Origin of the sequence: Streptomyces sp. NPDC090022 (assembly GCF_044748145.1) — a bacterium.
Taxonomy (GTDB): Bacteria; Actinomycetota; Actinomycetes; order Streptomycetales; family Streptomycetaceae; genus Streptomyces.
Map to the genome: position 1 here is coordinate 39,929 of NZ_JBIVFN010000009.1, position 24,909 is coordinate 64,837.

Below are 24,909 nucleotides of genomic sequence, written 5' to 3' on the forward strand. Positions count from 1 at the left end.
TCACCTGCTGCCGTTCGGGCTGGAGGGGTAGAGCGACGCGGGGAAGAGGCTGGCCGGGAAGCCGCTCCTGTCCAGCAGGGGCATCAGCATCCGTGCGATGCGTGCCAGGTTCTCGTTGTGCGCGATGGTGTGGTGGTCCGCGCGCAGTTCGTGGATCACGAGCCGGTCCCCGACGAAGCCGGCGAAGCCGTTCGACGTGTCGGTGCTGGTCCGGGGCACGGCCGGCAGGCCGTTGGTGTTCCCCGCGGCCAGGAAGCCCTCCGTCGCGTGGAAGAGGGTGGTGGGCACGGGCGTGAGCAGGGGGCGCGGGCGGTACGCCTGGAGCAGGTCGCCGTTGCGGAGCATCAGTTCGTGGCGGACCAGGATCTGCCGCTTGATCATCTCTTCGTCGGGCCGCGCCGGGGAACGCTCGTGGATGTGCCGGGCCACGAGGTCCAGTTGCTTGTCGAGGTCGAAGCCGGTCAGTGAGGCGAGGCCGATCTGCTCGCTCACACCCCAGCGCTGACACATGGCGTTGCCGAGCATCACCAGGGAGAAGGCCTCGGCCTCGACGGCGGTCACCGTGCCCCAGTCGACGCTGTCCCACGCCTCGGTGCCCGGCATGATCGGGTCGATGGCGATGAGGTGGGAGACCTCCTCGCCCTGTGCCTGGAGCTGGCGGGCCATCTCGTACGCGAGGACGCCGCCGAAGGAGCAGCCGCCGAGGAGGTAGGGCTCGCGCGGAAAGCCGGTACGCAGCTCGGATACGTAGTGCGCGGCCATGTCCTCCACGGAGGAGTACTCCTTCGGGCGTGCGTCGCCGGACCCGGCACCGGAGCCGAGCTGTTCCAGGCCGATCACGGGCTGGCGCATGCCGAGGTGGCGGGAAAGGTAGATGGCGTAGCTGACCTCGCCGTACAGGTTGTGCGCCCAGACGGACCGGCGCCCGTTGCCGTGCCGGTTGATGGGCACCACGGGGGAGACGGCCACCGCGGACGGGGACGGCGACGGGACGGATGCGGAGGAGGCGGGGCTGCCGGCCAGCAGGTCGGCGATCCGCGCGGACGGACCCGCTGCGGTCAACGCCCAGGCAGCGCAGTCGAGTTCGCGGACCACCGGCGGCGGTGCGATCCACCGGCCGAAGTCGCCGCGGGCGGCGCCCGCCCCGGCCGCCGGCTCGGCCGGACGAATCACCAGCGCCTCCCCCGTCACTGGCAGCGGCCGGTACGCCGCGGCCCCGTGGGCCAGGGCGCTCCGCCAGCGCACGGCGGTGTGCAGCCAGCGACGCAGGTCGGGAGCGGACATCGGGGCGCGGTCCGCGAGCTCTCGCACCGCCGCGTCCACCTGCTCCTCCAGACCCCCGTCGGGCACGCCGGTCACGGGGTGTCCGGCGCCCCAGGCCGCGGCGAACCGTGAGGCGGCCTCGACGACCGAGACGGCGACGGGTTCGGCCGGGAGAGTGTCGTCACCCGGCTCCGGGGTGCCGAGGAGGAGCAGTCCGGCCACCTCCACACCGCGCGACACCAGGTTGCGTACGGTCTCCCCCGCGACGAGGCCGGCCAGCCCGTGGCCGATGACGCGGCACGGACCACCGGTGTGATGGCCGGCGATGACGGCGGCGCACCGCTCGCCCAGTTCGGCGATGCCCCCGGCCGGATCCGCGTCCTCCGCGAAGCCGGGCGCCTCCAGCCCGAAGACCGGCCCGTCCTCGGCGAGGCGGGCATGCAGGTGGGTGAGCCAGGTCAGCTCTCCGGTGTCACCGAACAGGCAGTACGAGGGTGTCCCGCCGGTACCGTCACCACCGTCACCGAAGGGGATCAGGCGGATGGCGGTCTCGGGACGTGCCTGGGCAGGGGCTGCGGCGACGTCACCCGGCACTGCGTCCGGCACTACGTCCGGCAGGACGTAGTTCTCGTTCAGGTGGGCGGTCAGGCGGTCGACGCTGGGGTGCTCCAGGATGGCCGCCATCGGGATGTGGTCGCCGTACCGGGCCTGGATCTGCTGCATGATCCGCATCGCTCCGATGGAGTCGACTCCGTATGCCGAGAACTCGCGTGCGGGTACGACCTGTTCGGGGCTGATCCCGATGCCGTCGGCGACGGCCTCGCGCACGTGGCGCCGCAGCGCAGCCAGCGGGTCGCTGTCGGAGGAGTGCGGGGCGGGAGCCGGGGTGGCCGTCCGCGGAGTCACCGCGTGGGCCGCCGGGGCGGTGGCTCGTGCGGGGGCCGGGGCGGTCGGATCCGGAGCGCGACGGGGCGCGGGCGTGGTGACCGGCAGGTCGGGAACGGACGTCGTGACGGCCCGGACGCGCGGGGCGGCCTGCACGGGGTCCTGTGCCGGAGCGGGGTTCGCCGGCTTCGGGAGCCAGTGGCTCTCGGGGGCGAACGGGTAGCCCGGCAGCGACACCCGGTACCGCGGGCGGCCCTGGTGCAGAGCAGCCCAGTCGGGCCGGGCACCCCGGACCCACAAGGCGGCCAGCCGGGCCGGGTCACCGCTCTGTGCCCGCTCGGCGGCGTGGGCGAGTTCCTCTGCGTCGGGACGGGCGGTGTCCGGCTGCGCGGTGACCGTCCCGGTCCACAGCGCGGGGTCGGAGGTGCCGTCGAGGTGAGCGCGCAGGAGCCGGGTCAGCTCACCATGGCTCTCGGCTGCGGCGGCCAGGCGGACGGGCAGCGCCCGGCGGCCGGTCTGCAGGGTGTACGCGGTGTCCGCAGGGCGGGCGTGCGCCAGGGTGCCCTCGCGCTCCATCCGCCGCAGGTGGTCGAGCAGCCGCTGGGCGCAGGCACGCAGCCGGTCCTCGTCACGGGCGCTGAGGACGAAGAGCTGGGGTCCGTCCGCCGCCGCGGGTACGGCGGCGGTGGCCGGCGCCTCCTCGACGATCACATGGGCGTTCATCCCGCCGAACCCGAACGAGCTGACGCCTGCCCGGCGGGGCTTGCGGGCGGCCGGGCCGGCCGTGCCGGACGGTCGGTCCCACCGCCGTGCCTGACCCACGAGGTAGAACGGCGAACCGCCCAGTTCGATCAGCGGGTTGACCTGCTGCAGGTGCAGGGTCGGCGGCAGCATCCGGTGGCGAAGCCCGAGGATCACCTTGATCACGCCCGCGATGCCGGCGGCGGTCTCCAGGTGGCCGATGTTGGTCTTGACGCTGCCCAGACCGCAGAACTGGGTGGCCGGGTCCGGGCGTTCACCGGCGGCGAAGGCGTTGCGCAGGCCGGTGAACTCGATGGGATCACCGAGGGCCGTGCCCGTGCCGTGCGCCTCCACGTAGCCGATGTCCTGCGGCCGTACTCCGGCCCGCTGCTGCGCCGCGGCGATGACAGCGGCCTGGGCGGCGGGGTTGGGGGCGGTGAGCGAGGCGGACCGGCCGCCGTGGTTCGTCGCGGTCCCGGTGATCAGGGCGTGGATGTGGTCGCCGTCGGACCGCGCGCGGCTGAGCGGCTTGAGCAGGAGGGCGCCGACGCCTTCGCCGCGTACGTAGCCGTCGGCCCGGTGGTCGAAGGACTTGCAGCGGCCGTCGGCCGCGAGCATGCCCGAGCGGTCGAACGCCTCGAAGCCGGTGGGGCTGAGGATGACGTTGACCCCGCCCGCGATCGCCAGCTCGCACTCGCCGGTCTGGATGGCCCGGACCGCCCGGTGGAGGGCGACCAGTGAGCTGGAGCAGGCCGTGTCGACGGGCTCGCTCGGGCCGCGCAGGTCGAGGAGGAAGGAGATCCGGTTGGCCAGCACGCTGTGGTCGTTGCCGGTCATGAGCTGCCCGTCGAGTTCGGCTCCGCGCTCCCGGGCGAGTTCGCCGTACTCGGAGGAGGCGACGCCCACGAAAAGGCCGCACGAGGAGCCGGCGAGGGCGGCCGGGTCATACCCGGCCTCCTCCACGGCCGACCACACCGTCTGGAGGAACAGCCGGTGCTGCGGGTCCATCACGCGCGCCTCGCGCGGGGTGATCTGGAAGAAGCCGGCGTCGAACAGGTCGACGCCGTCCAGGAATCCTCCCCAGTACGGTGCGGATCCGGCGGTGCCGGACGTGCCGGAGGTGCCGGAGGTGCCGGACGTGCCTTGGAAGCGGTCGGCCGGGGCCCGGGTGATCAGGTCGCGGCCTTCGGCGAGGTTGCGCCAGTACGTCTCCAGGTCGGGCGAGCCGGGGAAGGCTCCGGCCATGCCGACGACGGCGACCGGTTCGGCGGGGGCGCCTCCGGCGGGGGCGAAGGCCGGTGCGGGGGCCGTCCGCGCAGCGGGCACGGGGGCCTCGGCGACGGCGGGGGCCGTGGTCGGCGCCGGGGTCACGGATACGGACGGGGCCGGGGCCGCCGGCGTCGCGGGGGCCGTCACGCCGACCGGGGCCACGGTCTCGACGGAGGTCGGGACGTCGGCCGGGTCGCCGAGAGGGGCCGGGGTGTCTGCCCGGGCCGGGCCGGTCGCATGGGCAGGCGCCGTCTGCGCGGACGGGGCCGGGGCGGTCCCGGGGGCGGGGGTTGTGTGGTCGGCCGCGGAGCCGAGTCCCCTCACCAGGGCGGTGACGTCGGGGCAGCCGTAGAGCACGGCGGGGCTGACCGGGACGCCCAGCTCCGCGGTCAGCCGGTCGGCCAGGTGGACCATGGTCACCGAGTCGAAGCCGAAGTCGCTGAGGTGGTCGCCCAGGTCGATGTCGGAGGGCTTGACGTGCAGCAGCTCGCAGATCGCCTCGGTCACCGTGCGGGCGATGTCCGGCCGTACGTCCCGCGCGGGGACCGGCACCGCCGGACGGCCGGCGGCGGGCCCGGCTGCGTCGGCCGCGGGGGCCGGGTCCGGGTGGGTCACGTAAGACTCCTCGGGGTAGTCGGACGGCGCCGTGTCCGGCGCGGCGGGCCCGGTGGCCGGCGGCTCGGCGTCGAGCCAGTACCGGTCGCGGGCGAAGGGGTAGTGCGGCAGCGTGACGAGGCGCGGCGTACGGCCGGCCCACAGGGCCTGCCAGTCGGCCTGGCCGCCTGCCGTCCAGCCGCGGGCCAGGGCCGCCAGGCCGGCCTCACCCGGCACCTGCGGCTCCACCGGCGGCGCGGTCGGTCCGGGGTGCGGGGCGCGCGGCACCGTGCCGGTCCGGACCCGGTCGCTGCCGGCAGCGTCGCCCTGGGCGAATGCGCGGAGCGCCTCCGCGGCATCGCCGACGCTGTGTGCCACCAGTGCCAGCCGGGCAGGGAGCGGCTCGCGGCCCGTCTGGAGCGTGTACGCGACGTCGTCGAGGCGGAGCCGGTCCGCCCCGGAGTGCAGGAACTCCGCCATGCGGCGGGCGTGTTCCTTCAGCCGGTCGGGGCGGCGGGCGGAGAGCACCAGCAGCTGCGGAGCCGAGTCCTCCTGGGCGGGCCGGACGGCCGGGGGTGCCTCCTCCAGGATCACGTGGGCGTTCGCCCCGCCCGCGCCGAAGGAACTGACTGCCGCTCTGCGGGGCGGACCGCCCGGCTCACGGTGCCAGTCGGCAGGCTCCCGCACGACCCGGAAGCCGTCGGCCGTGGCCGGGCCGTCGGTGCCGAGGGTGGGCGCCAGGGCGTCATGGCGCAGCTGGAGCAGCACCTTGGTCAGCTGGGCCATGCCGGAGGCGGCCTCCAGGTGGCCGATACCGGGCTTGAGGGAGCCGATGGTGAGGGTGCGCCGGGTGCCGCCCACGTCGTAGGCGCGGCGCAGCGCGGCGAGCTCGACGGGATCGCCGACGGGGGACCCGGTGGCCTGCGCCTCCACGTACTGCACGGAGCCGGCGTCCGCGCCGGCGTCGCGCAATGCCTCCTGGATGAGGGTGACCTGGGCCTCGACGCCGGGTACGGCGAATCCGTCCGTCGGGCCGTCGGCGTTGACGGCCGTGCCGAGGACGCAGGCGTGGATCCGGTCGCCGTCGCGCAGTGCGTCGGAGAGCCTCTTGAGCAGGACCACGCCGACGCCCTCACCGGTGACCATGCCGTCGGCCGCGGTGTCGAAGGCACGGCCGTGGCCGTCGCGCGAGAGCATCCTGGCGGCGGACAGATCGAGGTGGTGGCTGGGGTGCAGGATGAGGTTGACGCCCCCCGTCAGCGCCGCCGAGCACTCGCCGGACCGCAGGCTGCGCACCGCCAGGTGCAGGGCGGTGAGCGAGGACGAGCACGCGGTGTCGACCGCCATGCTGGGTCCCGTCAGGCCGAAGCAGTGGGAGACGCGGTTGGCGATCGCCCAGCCGGAGGAGTTGGCCCTCAGGCGGCGCCCCCGGCCCCACTGCTCGGCGGCGAGCAGCTGGTACTGCGCGTGCATCACCCCGACGAACACGCCGACCCGGGGCATACCGGGAGCGGCTGCGGACCGCAGCCGGGACGGCGGCCAGCCGGCGTCCTCCAGAGCCTCCCACGCGGTCTCCAGGACGAGCCGCTGGGCGGGGTCCATGGTTTCGGCCTCCCGGGGGGAGATCCGGAAGAGCAGCGGGTCGAAGCGGTCCACGTCGTCGAGGAACGCGCCCCATCGGTGGTAGCTGCGGTCCGGGTCGGTGCCCGAGGGGTCATGGTGCTCGGCCAGCGGCCAGCGGTCCTCCGGGACGTCCGTGACGGCACGGCGCCCGGAGCGGAGGTTCGCCCAGAACGTGTCCAGCTCCCGGGCCTGGGGGTAGCGGCCCGCCACGCCGACCACGGCGATGGGCTCGGCGGTTGCGGCGGAGCCGGCGGGACGGCCGGCGGGACGGCCGGCGGGACGGCCGGCCGGGCCCGGCTCGGGGGCCGGGCCGGTCGCCCGCGCAGGTTCGGTCACCTCCGCCGGTACGGTCGCACGCGGTCCCGTCGCCCGTTCCGGTGCAGCCGCCTGCGCACCTGTGGCCGTCCTGTCCGGAGCGGACGCGGGGCCCGCCCCGTTCGGCGGCAGCGCCGCGGGGGTGGCACCGCCTCGCTCGACGAGTTGCTCGGCGATGCCCCGTACGGTGTCCCCCGCGAAGAGGACCTCCCTGGGCACCGGACCGAGTACGCGCTCCAGTTGCTCGGCCGCCTCCATGGTGCTGAGGGAGTCCGCGCCGTACGCGGACAGCGGCGTCGTCTGGTCGATCTCCGGCTCCGGCAGCCTGAGAATGCCGGCGAAGACGGCGGTCAGGTGCGCTGCGGTCCTGGCGATCAGGCTCTCGGTCTCCGGGCCGGTCGCAGGTGCGCCGGCTGCCGGTGCCACGGCCGGGCGGATCGCGCCGTCGGCCGGGCGGGCCGTCGCGTCGGCGGTCCCGGAGGCCTGGTCGGAGGGGGCGGTGCTCCCGGAGGCGGGGTGGGCGGCGGCTGCGCTCCGGGCGGCCGGAGCCCGGCCCGCGCCGTCGGCCGGCGTGACCCGGCGCCACACACCGCGCTCCGCGAGGATCAGCTGCTGTCCGTCCTGCTCGGCCGTCCGGCCGGGAACTCCGTGACGGCTCACCCCGTTCAGTCCGGCCTCGGTCAGCAGACCCGACCAGGTGCCGGGGCCGACGAGCGGGGAGTGCGGGAGCCGCAGCTCCGGGTCCCGGGCGAGCCACCAGCCGTCCGTGAGCCCGAAGACGGCCGTGATGCTGTCGAGGACCCGGGTGGCCTCGTTCAGGACCAGCAGGGCACCCGGGGCCATCAGGTCGGCCACGTTGGCGAGGGTCCGCCGGATGTCCGCCGTCGCGTGCAGCACGTTCGTCGCCAGGACGATGTCGTACCGCTCGTTCGCGAAGCCCTGGGCCCGGAGGTCACCGGATATGTCGAGCACCTTGAACTCGGCGAAGCGACGGGCCGCGCCGAAGCCCTCGCGCCCGGCGGCGACCAGGGTGGGAGAGATGTCGGTGCAGTCGTAGCGCAGGCCCGTGCCGGTGGACGCGAGCGCGCCGAGTGCGTCGAGCACGGGCAGGCTGGTGCCGCCGGTGCCGGCGCCGACCTCCAGGATCCGCAGCGGGCCGGCCTCCGCGGGGCGGCCGTCCAGCCGATGCCGGGCGGCGGCGGTCACGGCGGCGGCGCACAGGGTGTTGAAGTACCGGGTGCGCGGGTCTTCGTGGTACAGCGCCGCGATCCGGTGGCCGGAGCCACCGGGGAAGAGGACGTCCAGCCCCCGTCGGCGGCCGGCGAGCACGTCGGGCAGTGCGGCCGCGCAGTCGTCGAGCAGGTCGAGGGTCGGTACGGACTCCGGGAAGCGGCGTACCAGTTCCGCCCGTTGCGCGGTGAGGTCGGCCGTCTCGGCCCCGGGTCCGGACCGCCCGGCGGCGAGCAGCGCCTCGTACAGCCGCTGCCGGGTGTCCGGTGTGCCGGACGGCCCCGCCGGTGCGTGGCCGGCGTGACCGGCGAGGCCGTCCAGGACGGCGAGGACCTCACGTATCCTGCGGCGCCCGTACGCGTCCACCGCGTCCAGGTAGTCCGGCGCGTACGGCTCGCCGTACGCGGCCTGGGCCTCCCGGACCGCGGCCCGCACGGGGGCCAGTACCCGGGCGGGGGCTGCGGGGACGGCGGGTTCGGCGCGCTGGAGGGTGTCGGTGGCCACCGGTGTCACGTCGGCGAGGGAGCCGTCCGCCTTCAGCGGGGCGAGCTGGACCGCCCCTGCCGCCAGGCAGGCGCGGAACGCCCGGACGCCTTCGGCGGCGGACAGCGGCAGGATGCCCCAGTCGGCCAGGCGCCTGCGGTGTTCCTCGGTGGCGACGGCGCCCTGGTCCCCCCAGAAGCCCCAGTCGAAGACGGTGACCGGCCAGTGCAGCCGGCCGGCGAGACTGCGGCCGTACGCGGCGAGGAAGGTGGAGCCCGCCGCGTAGTTGGCCTGTCCGGGGTTCCCGGTGTGGGCGATGGCGGAGGAGAACAGGGCGAGGAAGTCGAGCGGCTGGCTGCCCAGCGCGTCGCAGAGGGCGACCGTGCCGCGCACCTTGGGGTCGAGGGCCGCCCGGAACGTGCTCTCGTCCATCCGGGCGAGGGTCCGGTCGGCCAGCCGGAACGCCGTGTGGATCACACCGTCCACGCCGCCGAAGCGCTGCCGCATCCACGCCACGCAGGCCCGCACGGCCGCGGGGTCGGTGATGTCGCCGCAGTGGTACTCCACCTCTGCCCCGGCCTCGCGCAGGGATGCGAGCAGACCCTCCGGGAGTGCATCGGCCGGTCGCCTGCCGACCAGCATCAGGCGGGCCCCGTACGTTCGCGCCAGATGTCCGGCGATCACCTGCCCGAGGCCGCCGGCGCCGCCGAGCAGGAGGTAGCGGCCGCCGTCACGCAACGGGAGCGTCCCCGGCAGCGGCTCGCCCGGCTCTGCCGGCTCCAGCCGCTTGACCATACAGGCGCCCTCGCGCAGGGCGACCTCGGCGAACGGTGTCCGTGCCGGTTCCGCCTCGATGGCGTCCAGCAGCGCCTCCCAGCGGCCGAGTTCGGCGCACCGGGCCAGGTCCTCGCCGGCCAGGTCGATGCAGACGGTGTCGAGGAAGGCGAGTTCACGGGCGACGGTACGGGTCAGGCCGTGCAGCGAGGCGGCGAACGGATGGGCGAGCGGCATGTCCTCGTCGACCTGCTGGGCGTCGCTGGTCAGCACGGTCAGGCGGGTGCCGCGGGGGCGGTGCTCGGCCAGGGCGCGTGCCAGGTGGAACAGTGCGAGGCAGCCCTGGCTCTGCGCGTCCTCCAGGTGGTCGAGGTCGGTGGGGGTGTACCGGCGCTGCTCCACGCCGCCCAGGAAGTAGACGGCGGCCGGCACCGGATGACTCCGCAGCAGCTCGGCGAAGGCGGTGGCCCGGTCGGCGGCGGTGGCCGTGAGGTCGATGAGGTGGGCGCGGCCGCCGTGCCGCTCGGCGAGGGCCGCGCCGAGGCCGTGGTCGTGCTCCGTGGTGAGGATCAGCACCGGGCCGTCCTGGCCGCGGGCGACGCGGGCGGCGTCGAGCGGGGTGAGCCGCCAGGTGGGCCGGTAGTACGGCACTCGGGCCGCAGGGGATGCACCGGGGGCGCGGACGGCGGTGAAGCCGGTGAACTCCACCAGCGGCTGCCCCTGGGCGTCGCACAGGGTCACCTCGCAGCGGACGGAGCCCCGTTCGGCGTCCGCAGCGGTCAGGCGCGCGTACGCCCAGCGGGCCGGACCGGTCGGCGCGTGCAGCCGGACCCGGTCCACGGAGGCGGGCAGGGTCGCGGGACGGTCCCAGGCCGGCACCGCGCCGTGCAGGGTGTGCAGGGCCGCGTCGGCCACCCCGGGCTCCAGCCACCAGTCGGCGGCCGTCCCGGCGGGCTGTTCCGCGAGTTCCGCGAGGGCTTCGCCGTCACCGCTCCACAGCCGGCGGACGAGCCGGTAGGAGGGGCCGTACACGAGGCCCTCGGCCGCGGCCCGCTCGTAGAAGGTCTCCCCGGACCGCGGGCCGGCGCAGCGGGCGCGGATCCCGGCCAGGTCGAGGGGGCGGGGCCGCGGTGCGGCACCGCCGTCGAGGCGGGCGGTCAGGGTCGAGTGGACGGTGGTGCCCTCGGGGCCGTCGGTGACGAGCGCCACGTCGGCCGCGTCCGCCGCGGTGGTCACCCGGACGGCGGCGCCGGTCCCGTCCAGGACCAGCGGGACGCGCCATTGGACGCCGGTGAGTTCGACGACCTGGCGGCCGGTCAGGGTGTGGGCGGCGGCCCGGGCCAGTTCGAGGTGCGCGACTCCGGCCAGCACGGGCCGGCCGGCGACGAGGTGGTCGGCCGCGACCCGGTCGCGGGGCCCGAGCAGTACGGGAAAGGAGGCCGTGCCGGCCGTGGAGGTGTGGGGGCCCAGGGCTGCGACCGGTCCCGGAGCGGCCGTGCGGGCCGCGGCGGGGGCCGCGTCGAGTGCCGCGGGGAGTGCCGCGGGGAGCGTGGCGGGCCAGTGGGACGGCCCGGAGAAGGGATAGCCGGGCAGCGGTACGACGTGGGGGGCGGGACCGGCGGCCGGGGCGGCCCGGTGGGCGTCGTCCCAGTCGATCTCCGCGCCCGTCACCCACAGTTCGGCCAGCTCCCGCCAGCGGCGGGCGGCGAACAGTGACCGGGTCCGCTCGGGACCGTCGTCGGTGCGGAGCGCCGCGTCCGGGGCGGCGCGACCGGTGAGCACCCCTTCGGCGGCGCCGGTGCCGGCGAACCGGGCCAGCCGCTCCCGCAGTTCGCCGCGGTCGCGGACGATCAGGGCGAGCCGGTGCTCGAGGTGTTCACGCCCCACCTGGAGGGTGTGGGCGATGTCACGGAGCCCGGCGCCGTCGTGCCGGGCGAGGCGGTCGGCCATCGCGGCCAGCCGCTCCTCCGTCCGGGCGGAGAGCAGGATCAGGTGCTCGCCGTCCTCGGCGGGGCTCGTGCCCTGCCCTGCGCCGATGTGCCGGTGGTGCGGCGCGCCGGTGAACTCCTCGACGATCAGGTGGGCGTTGGCACCGCCCGCGCCGAAGGAGCTGAGCGCCGCTCGCAGGGGGAGGCCGGCCGAGGTGGGCCGCCAGGGCTCGACCGCGCGCTGGAGCCGGAACGGGGACGAGGCGAAGTCGATCCTGGAACTGGCCGGTTCGGAGTGCAGGGTCGGAACCAGGGTGCGGTGGCGCAGCTGGAGGACCACCTTGGTCAGGCCGGCGATCCCGGCCGCGGCCTCCGCGTGGCCGATGTTGCTCTTCACCGAGCCGAGGGCGCAGTGCCGGTGGTCGTCGCTGCGGTCACCGAACGCACGGGTCAGGCCGTCGATCTCGATGGGGTCGCCGAGCTCGGTGCCGGTGCCGTGCGCCTCGACGTAGCCGATGGTGCGGGCGTCCACGCCGGCCCGGCGCAGGGCGGTCCGGATGACCGAGGCGTGGCTCTTCGGCGAGGGCACGGTGTAGCCGTTGGTCCTGCCGCCGTGGCTGACGGCGGTGGAGCGGATCACGGCGTGCACGTGGTCGCCGTCGGCGAGCGCGGCGCCGAGCGGCTTGAGCAGAACCGCTCCGACGCCTTCTCCCGGCACGAACCCGTTGCCGCCTTCGCCGAAGGCCCGGCCGACCCCGTCGGGGGAGATCATCCGCTGCTCGGAGAGCATGGCGAACTTCATCGGGTGCAGGTTCAGGTAGGCGCCGCCGGCCACCGCCATCCGGCATTCGCCGCGGCGCAGGCTCTCGCACGCCAGGTGCAGGGCCGTCAGCGATGCGGAGCAGGCCGTGTCGACGACCAGGCTGGGGCCGTGGGCGTCCAGGAAGTACGACAGCCGGTTGGCCAGGGAGAACTCCATGGAGTACGCGGAGACGGGGTTGCCCTTCCCCCACTCCTCGGCCGCCACGAGTTCGTAGGCCATGCCCGTCGTACCGACGAACACGCCCAGGGCGTGGCCCTCCTCGGTGCGGGTGTGCCGGTGCAGCCGGGCGCGCGTGTACCCGGCGTCCTCGATGGCCGACCATGCCACTTCCAGGAACAGCCGCTCGGCCGGGTCCATCCGCACGGCCTCGCGGGGCGACACCCCGAAGAACAGCGAGTCGAAGCGGGTGACGTCGGACAGGAAGCCGCCCCAGCGCCCGTAGCTGGTTCCGGGGCGCCGGTCCCCGGAGTCGAACCAGCGGTCCTTGTCCCAGCGGTCGGCGGGGATCTCCCCGGTGCAGTCGCGGCCTTCGACCAGGGCCTGCCACAGGGCGTCGGGATCGGCGGCACCGGGGTAGCGGCCGGCGATGCCGACGATCGCGATGGCGTCCTCCGGCTGCGCCTCGACCGGGGCGGTGGCCGGTGCGGCGACCGGCTCCGGCGTCTGGCGGCGAGACGCCTCCCGCCGCTCGCCGGCCCGGTCCGCCGTGGGCTCGCGCAGGGCCTCGGGGTGGTGTTCGGCGAGGTGCCGGGCGAGTTCGGCAACCGACCGGTGCTCGAAGAGCAGGGTCACCGGCAGCGGTCCGAACCGGTCCTCCAGCGCGACGGAGAGCCTTTTGATCATCACGGAGTCGATACCGAGGGCGGAGAACTCCTGGTCGGGCCGGAGCTGTCCGGCGGGGATCCCGGCCAGCTTCGCGACCAGGTCCAGCAGGAAGGCCTGGGCCGCCTCGGTGATCGCGCCGCCCGCCGCTTCGGTACGGGGACGGGCGGCCGCGTCGGACGCGTCCGCGGGGGTGCCGGGATCTCCCGCGGGCCGGGCCGGCCCGCCGGGGCCGGTCCGGCCCGCGGCGAAGGCGCGGATCCTCGCCGCGCGGCCGTGCACCACCACGAGTTCCGGCAGCCCGGAGCGTACGGCGGCGGTCAGGACGGCCAGTCCGGTCTCCGCCGGCATGGCCGTCATCCCCTGCAACTCCTCGGTGGCCAGCCGGTCGTTCTCGCTGAGGGTCATGCCGCCGCCCTCCCAGAGCGGCCATCCCAGGCTCACCGTGGCGCCCCGCCGCTCCCCCGCCTCGACCTGGGAGGCGCGGTGGGCGGCGAAGCCGCCGAGGGCGCGTGCGGCGGCCGCGTAGTCGCTCTGGCCGGGGTGGCCGAGATGGCCGGACATGGAGGAGAACAGGGCGAAGAAGCGCAGCGGCTCGTGCCGCGTGGCCTCGTCGAGGTGCCGGGCGCCGACGACCTTCGGGTCGAGGACCCGGTGGTGGGCCGCGGGGGCCTTGTTGACGATGTACGCGTCCTCGTTGACGCCGGCCAGGTGCAGTACGCCGGTCAGCGGCCCGTACGCGGCGCGGGCAAGCGCGACCGCCGAGGCCACGTCCTCGCGGCGGGTCACGTCGCCCTGGGCGTAGGTGACCCGCCCGCCGGCCGCCTCGATCCGGGCGAGGGCCTCCCGGCGGGAGGCGTCCAGGGCTGAGCGCCCCATCAGGACCAGCCGCGCCCGCGACTGCCGGGCGAGCAGCTCGGCGATCCGCAGGCCGATACCGCCGGCTCCTCCGGTGAGCAGGTGGACGCCCCGGTCGGGCAGCCAGGCCACGGCGGAGCCGGCGTCCTGCGGGAGCTCCACCGGGACCAGGGTGCGCATCCGGCGGCCCTCGTCGTCGTACCGCACCTGGGCCGACCCGGGCGCGGCCTGAGCCGGTTCGGCGAGCGCCCGGCCCACGGGGTCCGGATCGGCGGACCCGGTGGTGACGCAGACGGCGTGCAGCCGGCTGTCCTCCCGGACGGCTACCGCGCAGAACCCGCCGAGCGCGTCCCCGGACTGGGCGGCGTGGGCCCCCACCGGCAGGAAGACCACCTCCGGGCGGTCCGGGTGCGGGTGCCGGATCAGGGCGCGGACCAGCGGGTACGCCACGTCCAGGCAGCGCTCGGGAGCCGCCTCGGTGACGACGACCACGCGCTCGGGCATGCGTCCTTGTGCGGTGAGCTCCTCCCACAGCCGGGTGAAGCCGGAGTCCTCGTCGACGCCGACGCGGAAACGGGTGTCGCTCTGCCGGACCCACCCGCCGCCCCGGACGGCGCGCACGGTGATCGCCCCCGTCGGGGCGGCGACGCCGGGAGCCTCCGGCTGCCCGACGCAGTCGAGGACCACCAGGGCGCGGGAGGCGGCGACCGGTGCAGGCCGCACCTCGCCGCCGTACTCCCAGACCGGCCGGAAGCAGACCACGTCGTCCGCGCCGGACGGGCGCCCTGCCGCAGGACCGCCGAGCAGGGCGGTCGCATCGGCGACCGAGAGTTCACCGCGTCGCACCTGCTCCAGGATCTGCCGCCTGGACACCTTCGGGTTCACAACACACCTTCCATGGACTGTTCGACCTGTTCGACTGACATGCGGCCGTCGGTGAGCGCCTGCAGCAGCTCCGGCAGGGCCGCGGGGGCGGGGGCCGGCAGGTCCGGCTCCGCCGGCCGGATCTGCCCTGTCGGCTCCGCCGGCCGGATCTGCTCCGGCGGCTCCGCCCAGTACCGCTGCGGAGCGAAGGGATAGGCGGGCAGGGGAATCCGGCGTGGGGTCCGGCCGCCCGGCCGGGGCCGCCAGTGCGGCCCGCCGGCCACCCAGGCCCGCGCGGCGGCGTACGGATCGGCTGCCGGCTCCTCCCGGACATCGGCCCCGGCGGATCCGGCGGTGCCGGTCACGAGGCTCGGGTCGGGTGTCCCGTCGAGCTCGGCGCGCAGCAGCCGGACCACCTCGTCGGTGCTGGTCGCCACCAGCGCGAGCCGGTACTCCATCGCGTCCCGGCCCTCGCGCAGCGTGTGCCCGAGGTCCGCCAGCGGCACCGGTGGCGCCGCCACGGCGCTCTGCCCGGTCAGGAAGGCATGGAGCCGGTGTACTTGGGCGCGCAGCCGCTCCGGGGTCCGGGCGGACAGCGGGATCACCTCGGGCCGGGGGCCGTCCGGCTCCGCGGTGCCGTCGGTGGTCTGCGCGTACTCCTCCAGCAGGACATGGGCGTTGGTGCCGCCCAGTCCGAAGGCGCTCACCCCGGCCCGCCGGGGGGATCCGGAGGAGGGCCACGGCGTGAGCCGGTCCACCACCCGGAACGGGCTGTCCTCGATCTCCAGCAGGGGGTTGGGCTCGGAGAAGTGCAGGGTCGGCGGAAGCATGCCGTGCCGCAGCGCGAGGACGGTCTTCACCACGCCGGTCAGGCCTGCGGCGGCCTCCGTGTGTCCCACGTTGGACTTGACCGTGCCGAGTGCGCACCAGGGGCTGACGGGCTCGTTCTCGGACCGGCCGGTCAGCGTCGCGAACGCCTTGCGCAGCCCGCGCAGTTCGATCGGGTCGCCGACCTCGGTGCCGGTGCCGTGGGCCTCGATGTAGCCGATCGTACGCGGGTCCACCCCGGCCTCCCGGTAGACGGAGGCGATCAGCTCGGCCTGCGCGGACGGGTTGGGCATCATCAGCGAGTCCATGTGACCGCCCCCGCCGTGCGAGACCCCGCTGCCACGGACGAGTGCGTGGACGGTGTCCCCGTCGGCCAGGGCCCGGGAGAGCGGTTTGAGCAGGACCGCGGCGGCTCCCTCCCCGCGCACCATGCCGTTGGCCTTCCGGTCGAAGGCCGCGCACCGCCCGTCGGGCGACATGATCCCCAGCTGGCCCAGCGCCACGAACAGATCGGGGGTCAGGAAGAGGTGGACGCCGCCCGCCAGCGCCGCGTCGCACTCGCCGGTACGGATGGCCCGGACGGCGCGGTGGAGCGCGGTGAGCGAGCTGGAGCAGGCGGTGTCCACGGCCTCGCTCGGGCCGCGCAGGTCCAGCTGGTACGAGATCCGGTTGGCGATCAGGCAGTGGCCGTTGCCACTGACCACATGGCCCTCACGGTGACGCCCGGCACGGTGCAGCTGCCAGTCGTAGTCGCGCGACGTGGCTCCGATGAAGACGCCGGTCCGGCTGCCCCGGAGTGCGCCGGGGCGGTGGCCGGAGTCCTCGACCGCCTGCCAGGCGGTCTCCAGCATGATCCGCTGCTGGGGGTCCATGAGTTCCGCCTCCAGCGGCGTCATGCCGAAGAACTGCGCGTCGAACCGGTCCACACCGTCGATGAAGGAACCCCAGCGGCTGTTCACCTTGCCCGGGCTGCGGTACGGATCGCCGAACACCTCACGCCAGTCGAACCGGTCCTCGGGAATCTCGGTGACCAGGTGGACGCCGTCGCGCAGGTTGCGCCACCAGGCGGTGAGGTCCGGCGACTTGGCGTAGCGGCCGGCCATGCCCACGATCGCGACGGGGTCGTCGTCCGGCGTGCCCCGGCCGGGGGACGCCGGCAGGACCGGGGGCGTCGGCAGGACCGGGGGCGCGGTGGCCGTCACGGGCGCGGGCGAGGCGGGGGCCGAGCCGGCCGTGTCCGGCGCGGGCGCGGCCGGGGCGGCGAACCGCGCCGGGGCATGGGCTGCCAGGTACTCCGCCAGGGCGGCGATGGTCGGCTGCTCGTACAGCAGGACCTTGGGCAGTTTGCCGAAATCGGCCTCCAGACCGCGTACGAGCTGGATCGCGCTCAGTGAGTCCATCCCGAGCGTGTCGAACGATGCCTGCGGGTCGACCGCTTCCTCCGCCACCCCGAAGAACCGGGCGAAGACCCCGCGGAGCCGCTCGCGGATCTCGGTCGCGTCCGGCTCCGACGCCGTGTCCGGCACGGCTCCGGCGGATGCGGCGGCTTCTGCGGCCGGCGCAGGGACAGCGGATGCCGGCCGTACGGGCGCGGGCGCGGGGACGGTCACGTCCTCGGGTACGCAACCGATCAGGACCGCGTTGTCGAACTCCGCCTCCGCCAGGTCGGCTGCGCCGAACGCCCAGGTGTACGGGAAGCCCTGCTCACCGAGGGCCGTGCGCCACCCGGCCACGTCCAGGAACGGCGAGTGCGGCAGCCTCACGTCCGGGTCGGTGCTCGACCAGTAGCCCGGCAGCGGGCCGATCATCGGTGTCATGCAGTCGCGGTTGCGCACCAGTTCTTCCAGGACGAGCGCTCCGCCGGGTGCGAGCAGCCGCCGGATCCGGGCCAGGCTGTCCGTCATGGTGCGGGTGGCGTGCACCGAGTTGGCGGCGATGAGCACGTCGGCGCTGCCGGGGACGAAGCCCTGGGACTCGGGGTCGGCGTCCAGGTCGAGCACCCGGCACTCGAAGTGCACCGGGCTCTTCCCGAAGCGGGTCCGGGCGGCCGGCAGGAAGGCCGGGGAGACGTCGGTGAAGGTGTAGCGCACGGCGTCGCCGTGCTCGGCCAGGACATCGAGCACCCGGCGGGTGGTGCCGCCGGTTCCGCCACCGATCTCCAGCAGGCGTACGGGGCGGCCGGGTGCGCGTTCCCGGGCCGCGCGCACGAGTGCGGCCACGGCACGGGCCACGATCTCGTTGTGGTGGTCGGCCACGGCGTTGCCGTCGTAGATCCGCAGCAGCAGGTCGGGGTGGTCCGGCGAGAAGAACACCTCCAGCGCGTCGGCCGAACCGGCGAGCACCTCGGGCAGGCGGGGCATGCACGCCTTCACGAGGTCAAGCCAGGGGGTGAGCTCCGGGTGTTCCGCGGCCAGGGCCGCCGCCTCCCCGTCGAGCCAGCTCTGTTCGCCGGCCGGGGACCCCGCGTGCCGTCCCTGGGTCCTGGCGATCACCAGGGCCAGCGCGTCGGCGAGGCGGCCGTACCGCTGCTCGTCGGCGAGGCGGGCCCGCAACTGCGCCGCGGAGCTCTCGCCCAGCAGGTGGCGGCACCAGCGCCGCAGCAGTTCGTCCAGCCGGTCCATGCCGGAGCGGGCCCGGCGTCCGGCGAAGCCGGTGCCGGCCACGAACCGGGCCACCTCCTCGGCCGCCCGGCCGGCTCGACCACGCGGCTCGGGGGGCTCTGCGTCCGACTGCGGCCCGGTCCGCGGCAGCGGTCCCGGTTCCTGTTCCGGCGCGGCGGCCGTGGTGTCCTCGAACCAGTACCGCTCACCGCCGAACGGGTAGCCCGGCAGCGGCACGCGGCGCAGCCGCCGGTCCGGTACGGGCAGTTCCACGTCCTCGCCGGCGGCCCAGCGGCGTACCGCCCCGGCCTGCGGGTGGCGGTCCGCGCCCGGCACGTCGGCCGCTTGCGACGTGCCCGCGAGGAACTCGTCCAGGCGGTCCAGCAGTTCGGGGAGGGATCCGGCCACCACGGCGAGGCGCGCGGCCATCGCCTCGCGGCCCCGGCACAGCGTCGCCGAGACCTCGTCGGGCCGGAGGTCCGGCTGCCCCTCCAGGAACGCACGGTGGCGGGCGACGAGGCGGCGCAGTGCGTCCTCGTCACGGGCGGAGAACGGGAAGACGTACGGACCGGGCACGCGGGCGGCGCCGACGGTCGCGGGCGCCTCCTCCAGGACGGCATGGGCGTACGCACCGCCGAAGCCGAAGGAGCTGACACCCGCCCGGCGCGGCACGCCGGAGGGTGTGTGCCAGGGAACCGTCCGGTCGTCGAGGGCGAGGGCGCTGCCCTCGAAGGCGCAGTGCGGGTTGGGGGTACGGAAGTCCGGCATGGCGGGGAGGACGCCGTGCCGCATCGAAAGCACCGTCTTGATCACGCCGACCAGGCCGGCGGCGCCCTCCGTGTGACCGAGGTGCGCCTTGGCGGAGCCCACGGCGCAGAAACCCGTGCGGGTGGTGTGCGCCCGGAAGGCCGCCGTCACGGCTTCCACCTCGACGGGGTCGCCGAGTGCCGTCCCGGTGCCGTGCGCCTCCAGGTAGGTCAGGGTCTCCGGGTCGATGCCCGCCTGCTCCCAGGCACGCAGCAGCAGTTCGGTCTGCCGGCCCGGGTGGGGGGCGGTGACGGAGGCGGCCCGGCCGCCGTGGCTGACGGCAACGGACCTGATCACGGCCTGGACCGGGTCACCGTCGGCGAGCGCGGCGGACAGGGGTTTGAGGAGTACGGCGGCCACCGCCTCGCCGGGCACGTATCCGTCCGCGCGTGCGTCGAAGGTGTGGCAGCGGCCCGAGGGGGACAACGCGCCCAGGGCGGAACTGCGCAGGTAGTGCTCCGGGCCGAGGATCAGGTTGGTACCTGCCGCGAAGGCCATGGGGCAGTCCCCTCGCCGCAGCGCCTCCACGGCGAGGTGCAGGGCGTACAGGGAGGAGGAGCAGGCGGTGTCCACGACCATGCTGGGCCCGGTGAGGTCGAGCACATGGCTGGGCAGGTTCGCCGCCATGGACACCGAGGTGCCGGTCACCTCGTGGGCACCCATCCGCCGCCCGCGGGAGGTCATCTCGTCCTCGTAGTCGCTGAAGCACCGGCCGATGAAGGTCCCGGTCGCCGAGCCGCGCAGCCTTCCGGCCGCACCGGCGTCCTCGGCCGCCTCGTACAGGACTTCGAGCAGCAGGCGGGCCTGCGGGTCCATGCCCTCGGCCTGGGCCCGGTGCACACCGAAGAAGGCCGCGTCGAACCGCCGCACGTCGTCGAGGAAGGCCCCGTGACCGCAGTCCGTGCCGTCGGGCCGCGCCCCCGTGGGGTCGTAGTGGAGCCGGTGGTCCCAGCGGTCCGCGGGTACCGGTGTGATCAGGTCCCGTCCGGCGAGGAGGTCGGCCCAGAGGCCGGTCGTGCCGCGGGATCCGGGCGAGGCGGGGAAACGTCCCGCCATGCCGATGACCGCGATCGGTTCGTCCGCCGCAGTGCGGTGGCCGGTGCCCGGTGCCGCCGGGGGTTCCGGGGCGGGGGCGGCCGGGGCCGCGCCGGGGACGAAGGCCGCCGGACCGGCCGCGGTCTCGGGCACGGTCTCGGGCACGGTCTCGGGCGTGGCCTCGGACCGGGGGGCGGCCGGGGCGAGGGCGGCGGCGAGCGCGTCCCGGTGGCCTGCTGCCAGGTGGTCGGCCAGGCTTTCGACGTCCGGGTGCAGGAAGACCGCGGTCGCGGGGAGCTCGACGGCGAACCGGTCTCCGATCCGCCGCACGAGTGCGACGAGTTGGACGGAGGTCAGGCCGAGTTCCATGAAGCCCGCTCCGTGGACCGGCCCGTCCACGCCCAGCAGCTCCCGTACCGTGCCCGCGATCCAGCCGGCGGCGCGCGCCGCCAGGTCCCCGTGGTCGGGGACCGGCGTGGTGACCGTCTCCGCGGAGCCGGGGGCGGGTGTGGCGGCCGGATGCGCAGGGTGGGATGCGGGTGCGGCAGCCTGCTCCGTGAGGTCGAGATGGCGTTCCAGCCTGGTGCGATCGCCGTGCAGCACGACGACCTGGGTCTCGCCGGAACCCCACGCCGCTTCGAGGGCGGTCAGCGCGTCCGCCGTGGGCAGCGGCTCGGCGCCGAGCCGGCCGAGGACCAGGTCCTGGGCCTCGGGATCGAGCCGCATGCCGCCGTCGCGCCACAGCGGCCAGTTCACGGACAGCGTGCGGCCGTGCCGCTCGCCGGCCTGCCGGCGCTCCTCCCGCCATGTGGCGAAGGAGTCCAGGAAGCGGTTGGCGGCGGCGTAGTCCGTCGCACCGGCGTTGCCCAGAACGGAAGCCACGGACGAGTACAGGAGCAGGTAGTCGAGTTCCGCGTCCCGGGTCGCCCGGTCGAGGCAGACCGCGCCGCGTGCCTTGGGGGCCAGTACGCGCTCCAGGGCCGCCCGGTCCTTGCCGAGCAGCAGGGCGTCCTCGACCACGCCCGCGGCGTGGACGACTCCCGTGAGCGGGCCGAAGCGCCGCGTCGTCTCGGCGACGGCCCGCTCGGTGGCGGTCAGGTCCGTGACGTCGGCGCGCAGGTACGCCGCCCGGGTGCCGGCGGCCTCCAGCCCGGCCACGGCAGCGTCGGCCACCGGACCCCGGGCCGAGCGGCCCAGCAGTACGACCGCACCCGCGCCCCGGGAGGCGAGCAGGCGCGCGGTGTGCCTGCCGAGCCCGCCCGCCCCGCCGCTGATCAGGTAGTGGCCGCCGGGGCGCACCAGCGGTACCGGCGGCACGGCGTCGGCAGCCGCCGGGTCGAGCGGCCGGAAGACGCGCCGCGTCCGCCTTCCGCCCTGGTACCGGACTTCCGTCACGGGGGCGGCGGAGTCGTCCGCGGCCGCACGCGCCTCCGCGAGCAGCGCTGTCACCGGTGCCCCGCCCGTGTCGAAGCGGACGGTGGTCAGGGCGAGTGCGGGCTGTTCGAGCCGTACGCTGCGGGCGAGCCCGCCGACGGCGGCGTGACCCGGCGTCTCCGCGTCGCCGTGGTCGTCCGCGTACGCGTACACGACCGGCAGCCGCCCGGTCAGACCCTGGGCCCACGCCCGGCACAGCAGGAACGCGGACACCAGGCCGGCGGTGTCGTCGGCAGCGGCGTGCCCGGCCGTTCGCAGACCCCACAGGTGGAGCAGTGCGGCCGGCGTCACGGTCTCCTCCCGCAGGGCCTCCGCGAGCATCCGGTGGTGCTCGGCCTCTCCGGGCGAGATCTCGTACAGATCGGGGTCCAGGCGGGCGTACGCGACCCCGGGCCTGACCTGGACGACGCGACGGCAGCGGACGCGCAGTTCGGCGATCCGCTCCGCGTCGGTGTCGAAGGCGACGACGACGTCGGGGGTCGCGGGAGCCACGGCCTGCGAACGGGCTTCGAACCGGCGCGCGACGTAGAGCATGGTCCGGGCGACGGGCCGAGCCGGGGACGGGGACGGGGACGGCGTGCTGTCCTGCCCGTCCAGCCAGTGGCGTTCCCGGGAGAACGGGTACGTCGGCAGCGCCGCCCGGCGGGCTCCGCGGACCGCGGGCCAGGTCCGCAGGGTGCCCGAGGTCCACTGCTCGGCCAGCACCTCCTGCGACAGCCCGGCAGCGTCCACGCCCGCCGCGCCCACGGGGGCTCCGGCCTGCTGCACCGGTCCCTGGTGCCATGCCGTCCGGGGGGTGCGGCCGGCGGCGAACTCCTCCAGTGCCGCGGCCAGTTCGCGGGACGATTCGGCGGTCACGGCAAGCCGGTGCGCCATCGGCCGGCGCCCGGTCCGCAGGGTGTGGGCCACGTCCGCGAGGGCCAGTGCGGGGTGCTCCCGCAGGTGCCGGGCGAGCCGGCCGGCCGTCTCGCGCAGCTGGTCCTCGGTACGGGCCGACAGGGGGACGGCCCAGGGGCCCGCATGCGTGGCCGCGACCGGGTGGTCCCCGGCGTACTCCTCGACGATCAGGTGGACGCCCGCGCCCCCGGCGCCGAACGCGCTGAGCGCGGCCCGGCGCGGGAGCGGCAGGCCCGTCTCGGGGTCGGTCTGCGCCTGCCACGGCTCGGTGGCCGCGGGCAGGCGGAAGGGGGTCTCCTCGAACCGGATCGCGGGGTTGAGCGGCCCGGTGTCGCGCGCCGCCGGGATGGTGCGGTGGCGCAGGCACAGCAGCAGCTTGGTGAGGCCGGCGATGCCCGCGGCGGCCTCCAGGTGGCCGATGCCGGTCTTCACGGAGCCGACGGCACAGAATCCGCGGTCGCCGGTGCCCTGCCCGTACACCGAGGTGAGCGCCTCGATCTCGATCTGGTCGCCGAGGGCGGTTCCCGACGCGTGGGCTTCCAGGAGTGTGACGGTCCGGGCCGGCACCCCGGCGTCGGCGAGCGCCGCGGACACCACCCGCGCCTGCGCTTCGGGGCTGGGCACGGAGTAACCGCCGGTGCGGCCGCTGTGCCGCAGCGCGGAGCCGCGGATCAGGCCGTACACGTGGTCCCCCGACGCGCGTGCCTCGGCGAGCGGACGGATCACCACCGCGCCCACCCCCTCACCGGGGACGTAGCCGTCGGCGTCCATGCCGAAGGGGCGGCATCGGCCGTCGGAGGAGAGCAGGCCGAGTTCCGCCAGCCGCAGGTACTTGTACGGGTGGAGGGAGAGGTTGACACCGCCGACCACGGCGGCCCGGCACTCACCGCGGCGGATGCTCTCCGCGGCCAGGTGCAGTGCGGTGAGCGCGGCCGAGCAGGCGGTGTCCACCGTGAGGCTGGGGCCCTGGAAGTCGAAGGTGTACGAGACACGGTTGGCCAGGGCGGAGGCCCAGGAGCCGGCGATCTCCGGCGTGCCCTCGCGCAGCCGGTCCAGTCCGTTGAGCTGGTAGTCGTTCCACATCGCCCCCGCGAACACGCCGACAGCCCCGCCGGTCTGGGCCGCGAGGCCCTCCGGGGAGTGGCCGGCGTCCTCCAGGGCCGCCCAGGCCGTCTGGAGGAACAGCCGCTCGTGGGGGTCCATCAGCTCGGCCTGCCGGGACGACAGGTGGAAGAACGGGGCGTCGAACTCCGCGACACCCTCGCAGAAGGCTCCCCATTTGCCGTACGTGCGCCCGGAGGTGCCGCGCCGGGGGTCGAAGTAGGCGCTGTGGTCCCAGCGGTCGGCGGGCACCTCGGTGACGCAGTCGCGTCCTTCCAGCAGGACCTGCCACAGCTCGTCGGGGGTCCCCGCGCCCGGGTACCGCCCGGCGAGCCCGACGATGGCGAGCGGCTCGCCGGGGCCTGCGGCGTCGGCCGGCGGGGCCGTCGTGACGGTCGCGGCCACCGGCGAGGAGTACGCCGGCAGGGCATCCGTGGCGTGCCGGGATTCCCCCGTGGCATGCCGGGATTCCCCGGCGTCCGTAGTGTTCCCGGCTCGTTCCGGGTCTCCGGATGCCGCTTCGCCGTGGCCCTGGTCGCCGGGACGGCCGGCGAGGTGGTCGGCGAGCGCCCGGACGGTGGAGTGCTCGAAGAGCAGGGTCGGGTACAGCTCCGTTCCGAGCCGGTCCTCCAGGCCGCGGGCGATGGCCAGCAGATCCACCGACGTCAGGCCGAGGTCGTAGAAGCCCAGTTCCGGGTCGACGGTGTCCGCGGGGCGGCCCAGCCGCTCGGCCACGAGCGCGGTGACCGCCTCGAGCGGGCCGCCCGCCGGACGCCGCGCTGCGGCGGTGGGCGCGGCCGGGGCCCCGGACACCACAGGGACCTGTGTGGCCGCCCGCGGTGCGGTGATCAGGTCGGCCGAGCGGACGCGTTTGGCCCGGAAGCCGGTGAGGCGCGCGGCCACGCTGCCGTCCGGCGCGCAGATCTCCAGGTCCGCGTGGAACAGGTCGGCGTCCAGCCGCCCGCCGACCGGTCCCGGAACGTGCACCAGGTTCTCGGCCCCGATCGGGCCGGACACGTGGAAGGAGTCGATCGCGATGGGAATGAACGCGTGGTCGGCTGCGGTGCGCTGCTCCTGCCCGAACAGCAGCAGCGGCACCAGCGTGGCGAAGTCCAGGACCGCCGGGTGGGCGTGGAAGTGCTCGGTGTACGGCTCGGCTTCGGGCGCCAGCCGCATCCGGGCGAGCGCGTGGTCCCGGCCCACCCGCACGGTGCCGGACGCCTTCATGAAGCCCCGGTGCAGGATCTCCAGTCTCCGCACGAACGCGTACAGGTCGTCCACGTCGACGGTGCGGCCGGGCGCCGCCCCCGCCTGGAGCCGCTCGGCCGGAACGCTCCCGGCCGCGGGGTGGCGCAGGCCGTGGATCTCCGCCTGGCAGTTGACCACCCAGCCGGCATCCGGCGCGTCGGCCGGTCGGCTGCGCACGGTGACGGGCAGCCCGGCACCTGCCCCCGCTTCGCCGATCAGCACCTCGACGCGGTGTCCCGCGTCGGTGCCCACGACGGGGGCGAGGAAGAGGATGCGCCGGAGCTCCACCCGGGCCGGGTCGGTCCCGGCGCGCTTGACCAGCCGCAGGATCATGTCGAGGAGGAAGACCCCCGGGAGGACCGGCACGGAGTGCACGAGGTGGTCGCGTACGGCCTCGTCACCGGCGGTCACGGTCGTGGCCGCGCGGCGGCCGGCAAGCGGTTCCAGGATGGGGTCGACAGCAGCAGAACGTCGGTTCTCCGCCATG

2 protein-coding genes are annotated in these 24,909 nt (G+C 75.5%); both read right to left on the minus strand.

The genetic code is table 11. From position 1 onward, the window contains the following. A complete protein-coding gene (locus ACIPXB_RS18550; RefSeq protein WP_401450901.1) occupies positions 1-14,493 on the minus strand; it encodes an SDR family NAD(P)-dependent oxidoreductase in 14,493 nt (4,830 codons plus the stop codon). After that, a complete protein-coding gene (locus tag ACIPXB_RS18555; protein WP_401450904.1) occupies positions 14,490-24,908 on the minus strand; it encodes an SDR family NAD(P)-dependent oxidoreductase in 10,419 nt (3,472 codons plus the stop codon). Before ACIPXB_RS18555 ends, ACIPXB_RS18550 begins: the two co-directional genes overlap by 4 nt. Between the last annotated feature and the right edge of the window lies 1 nt (position 24,909).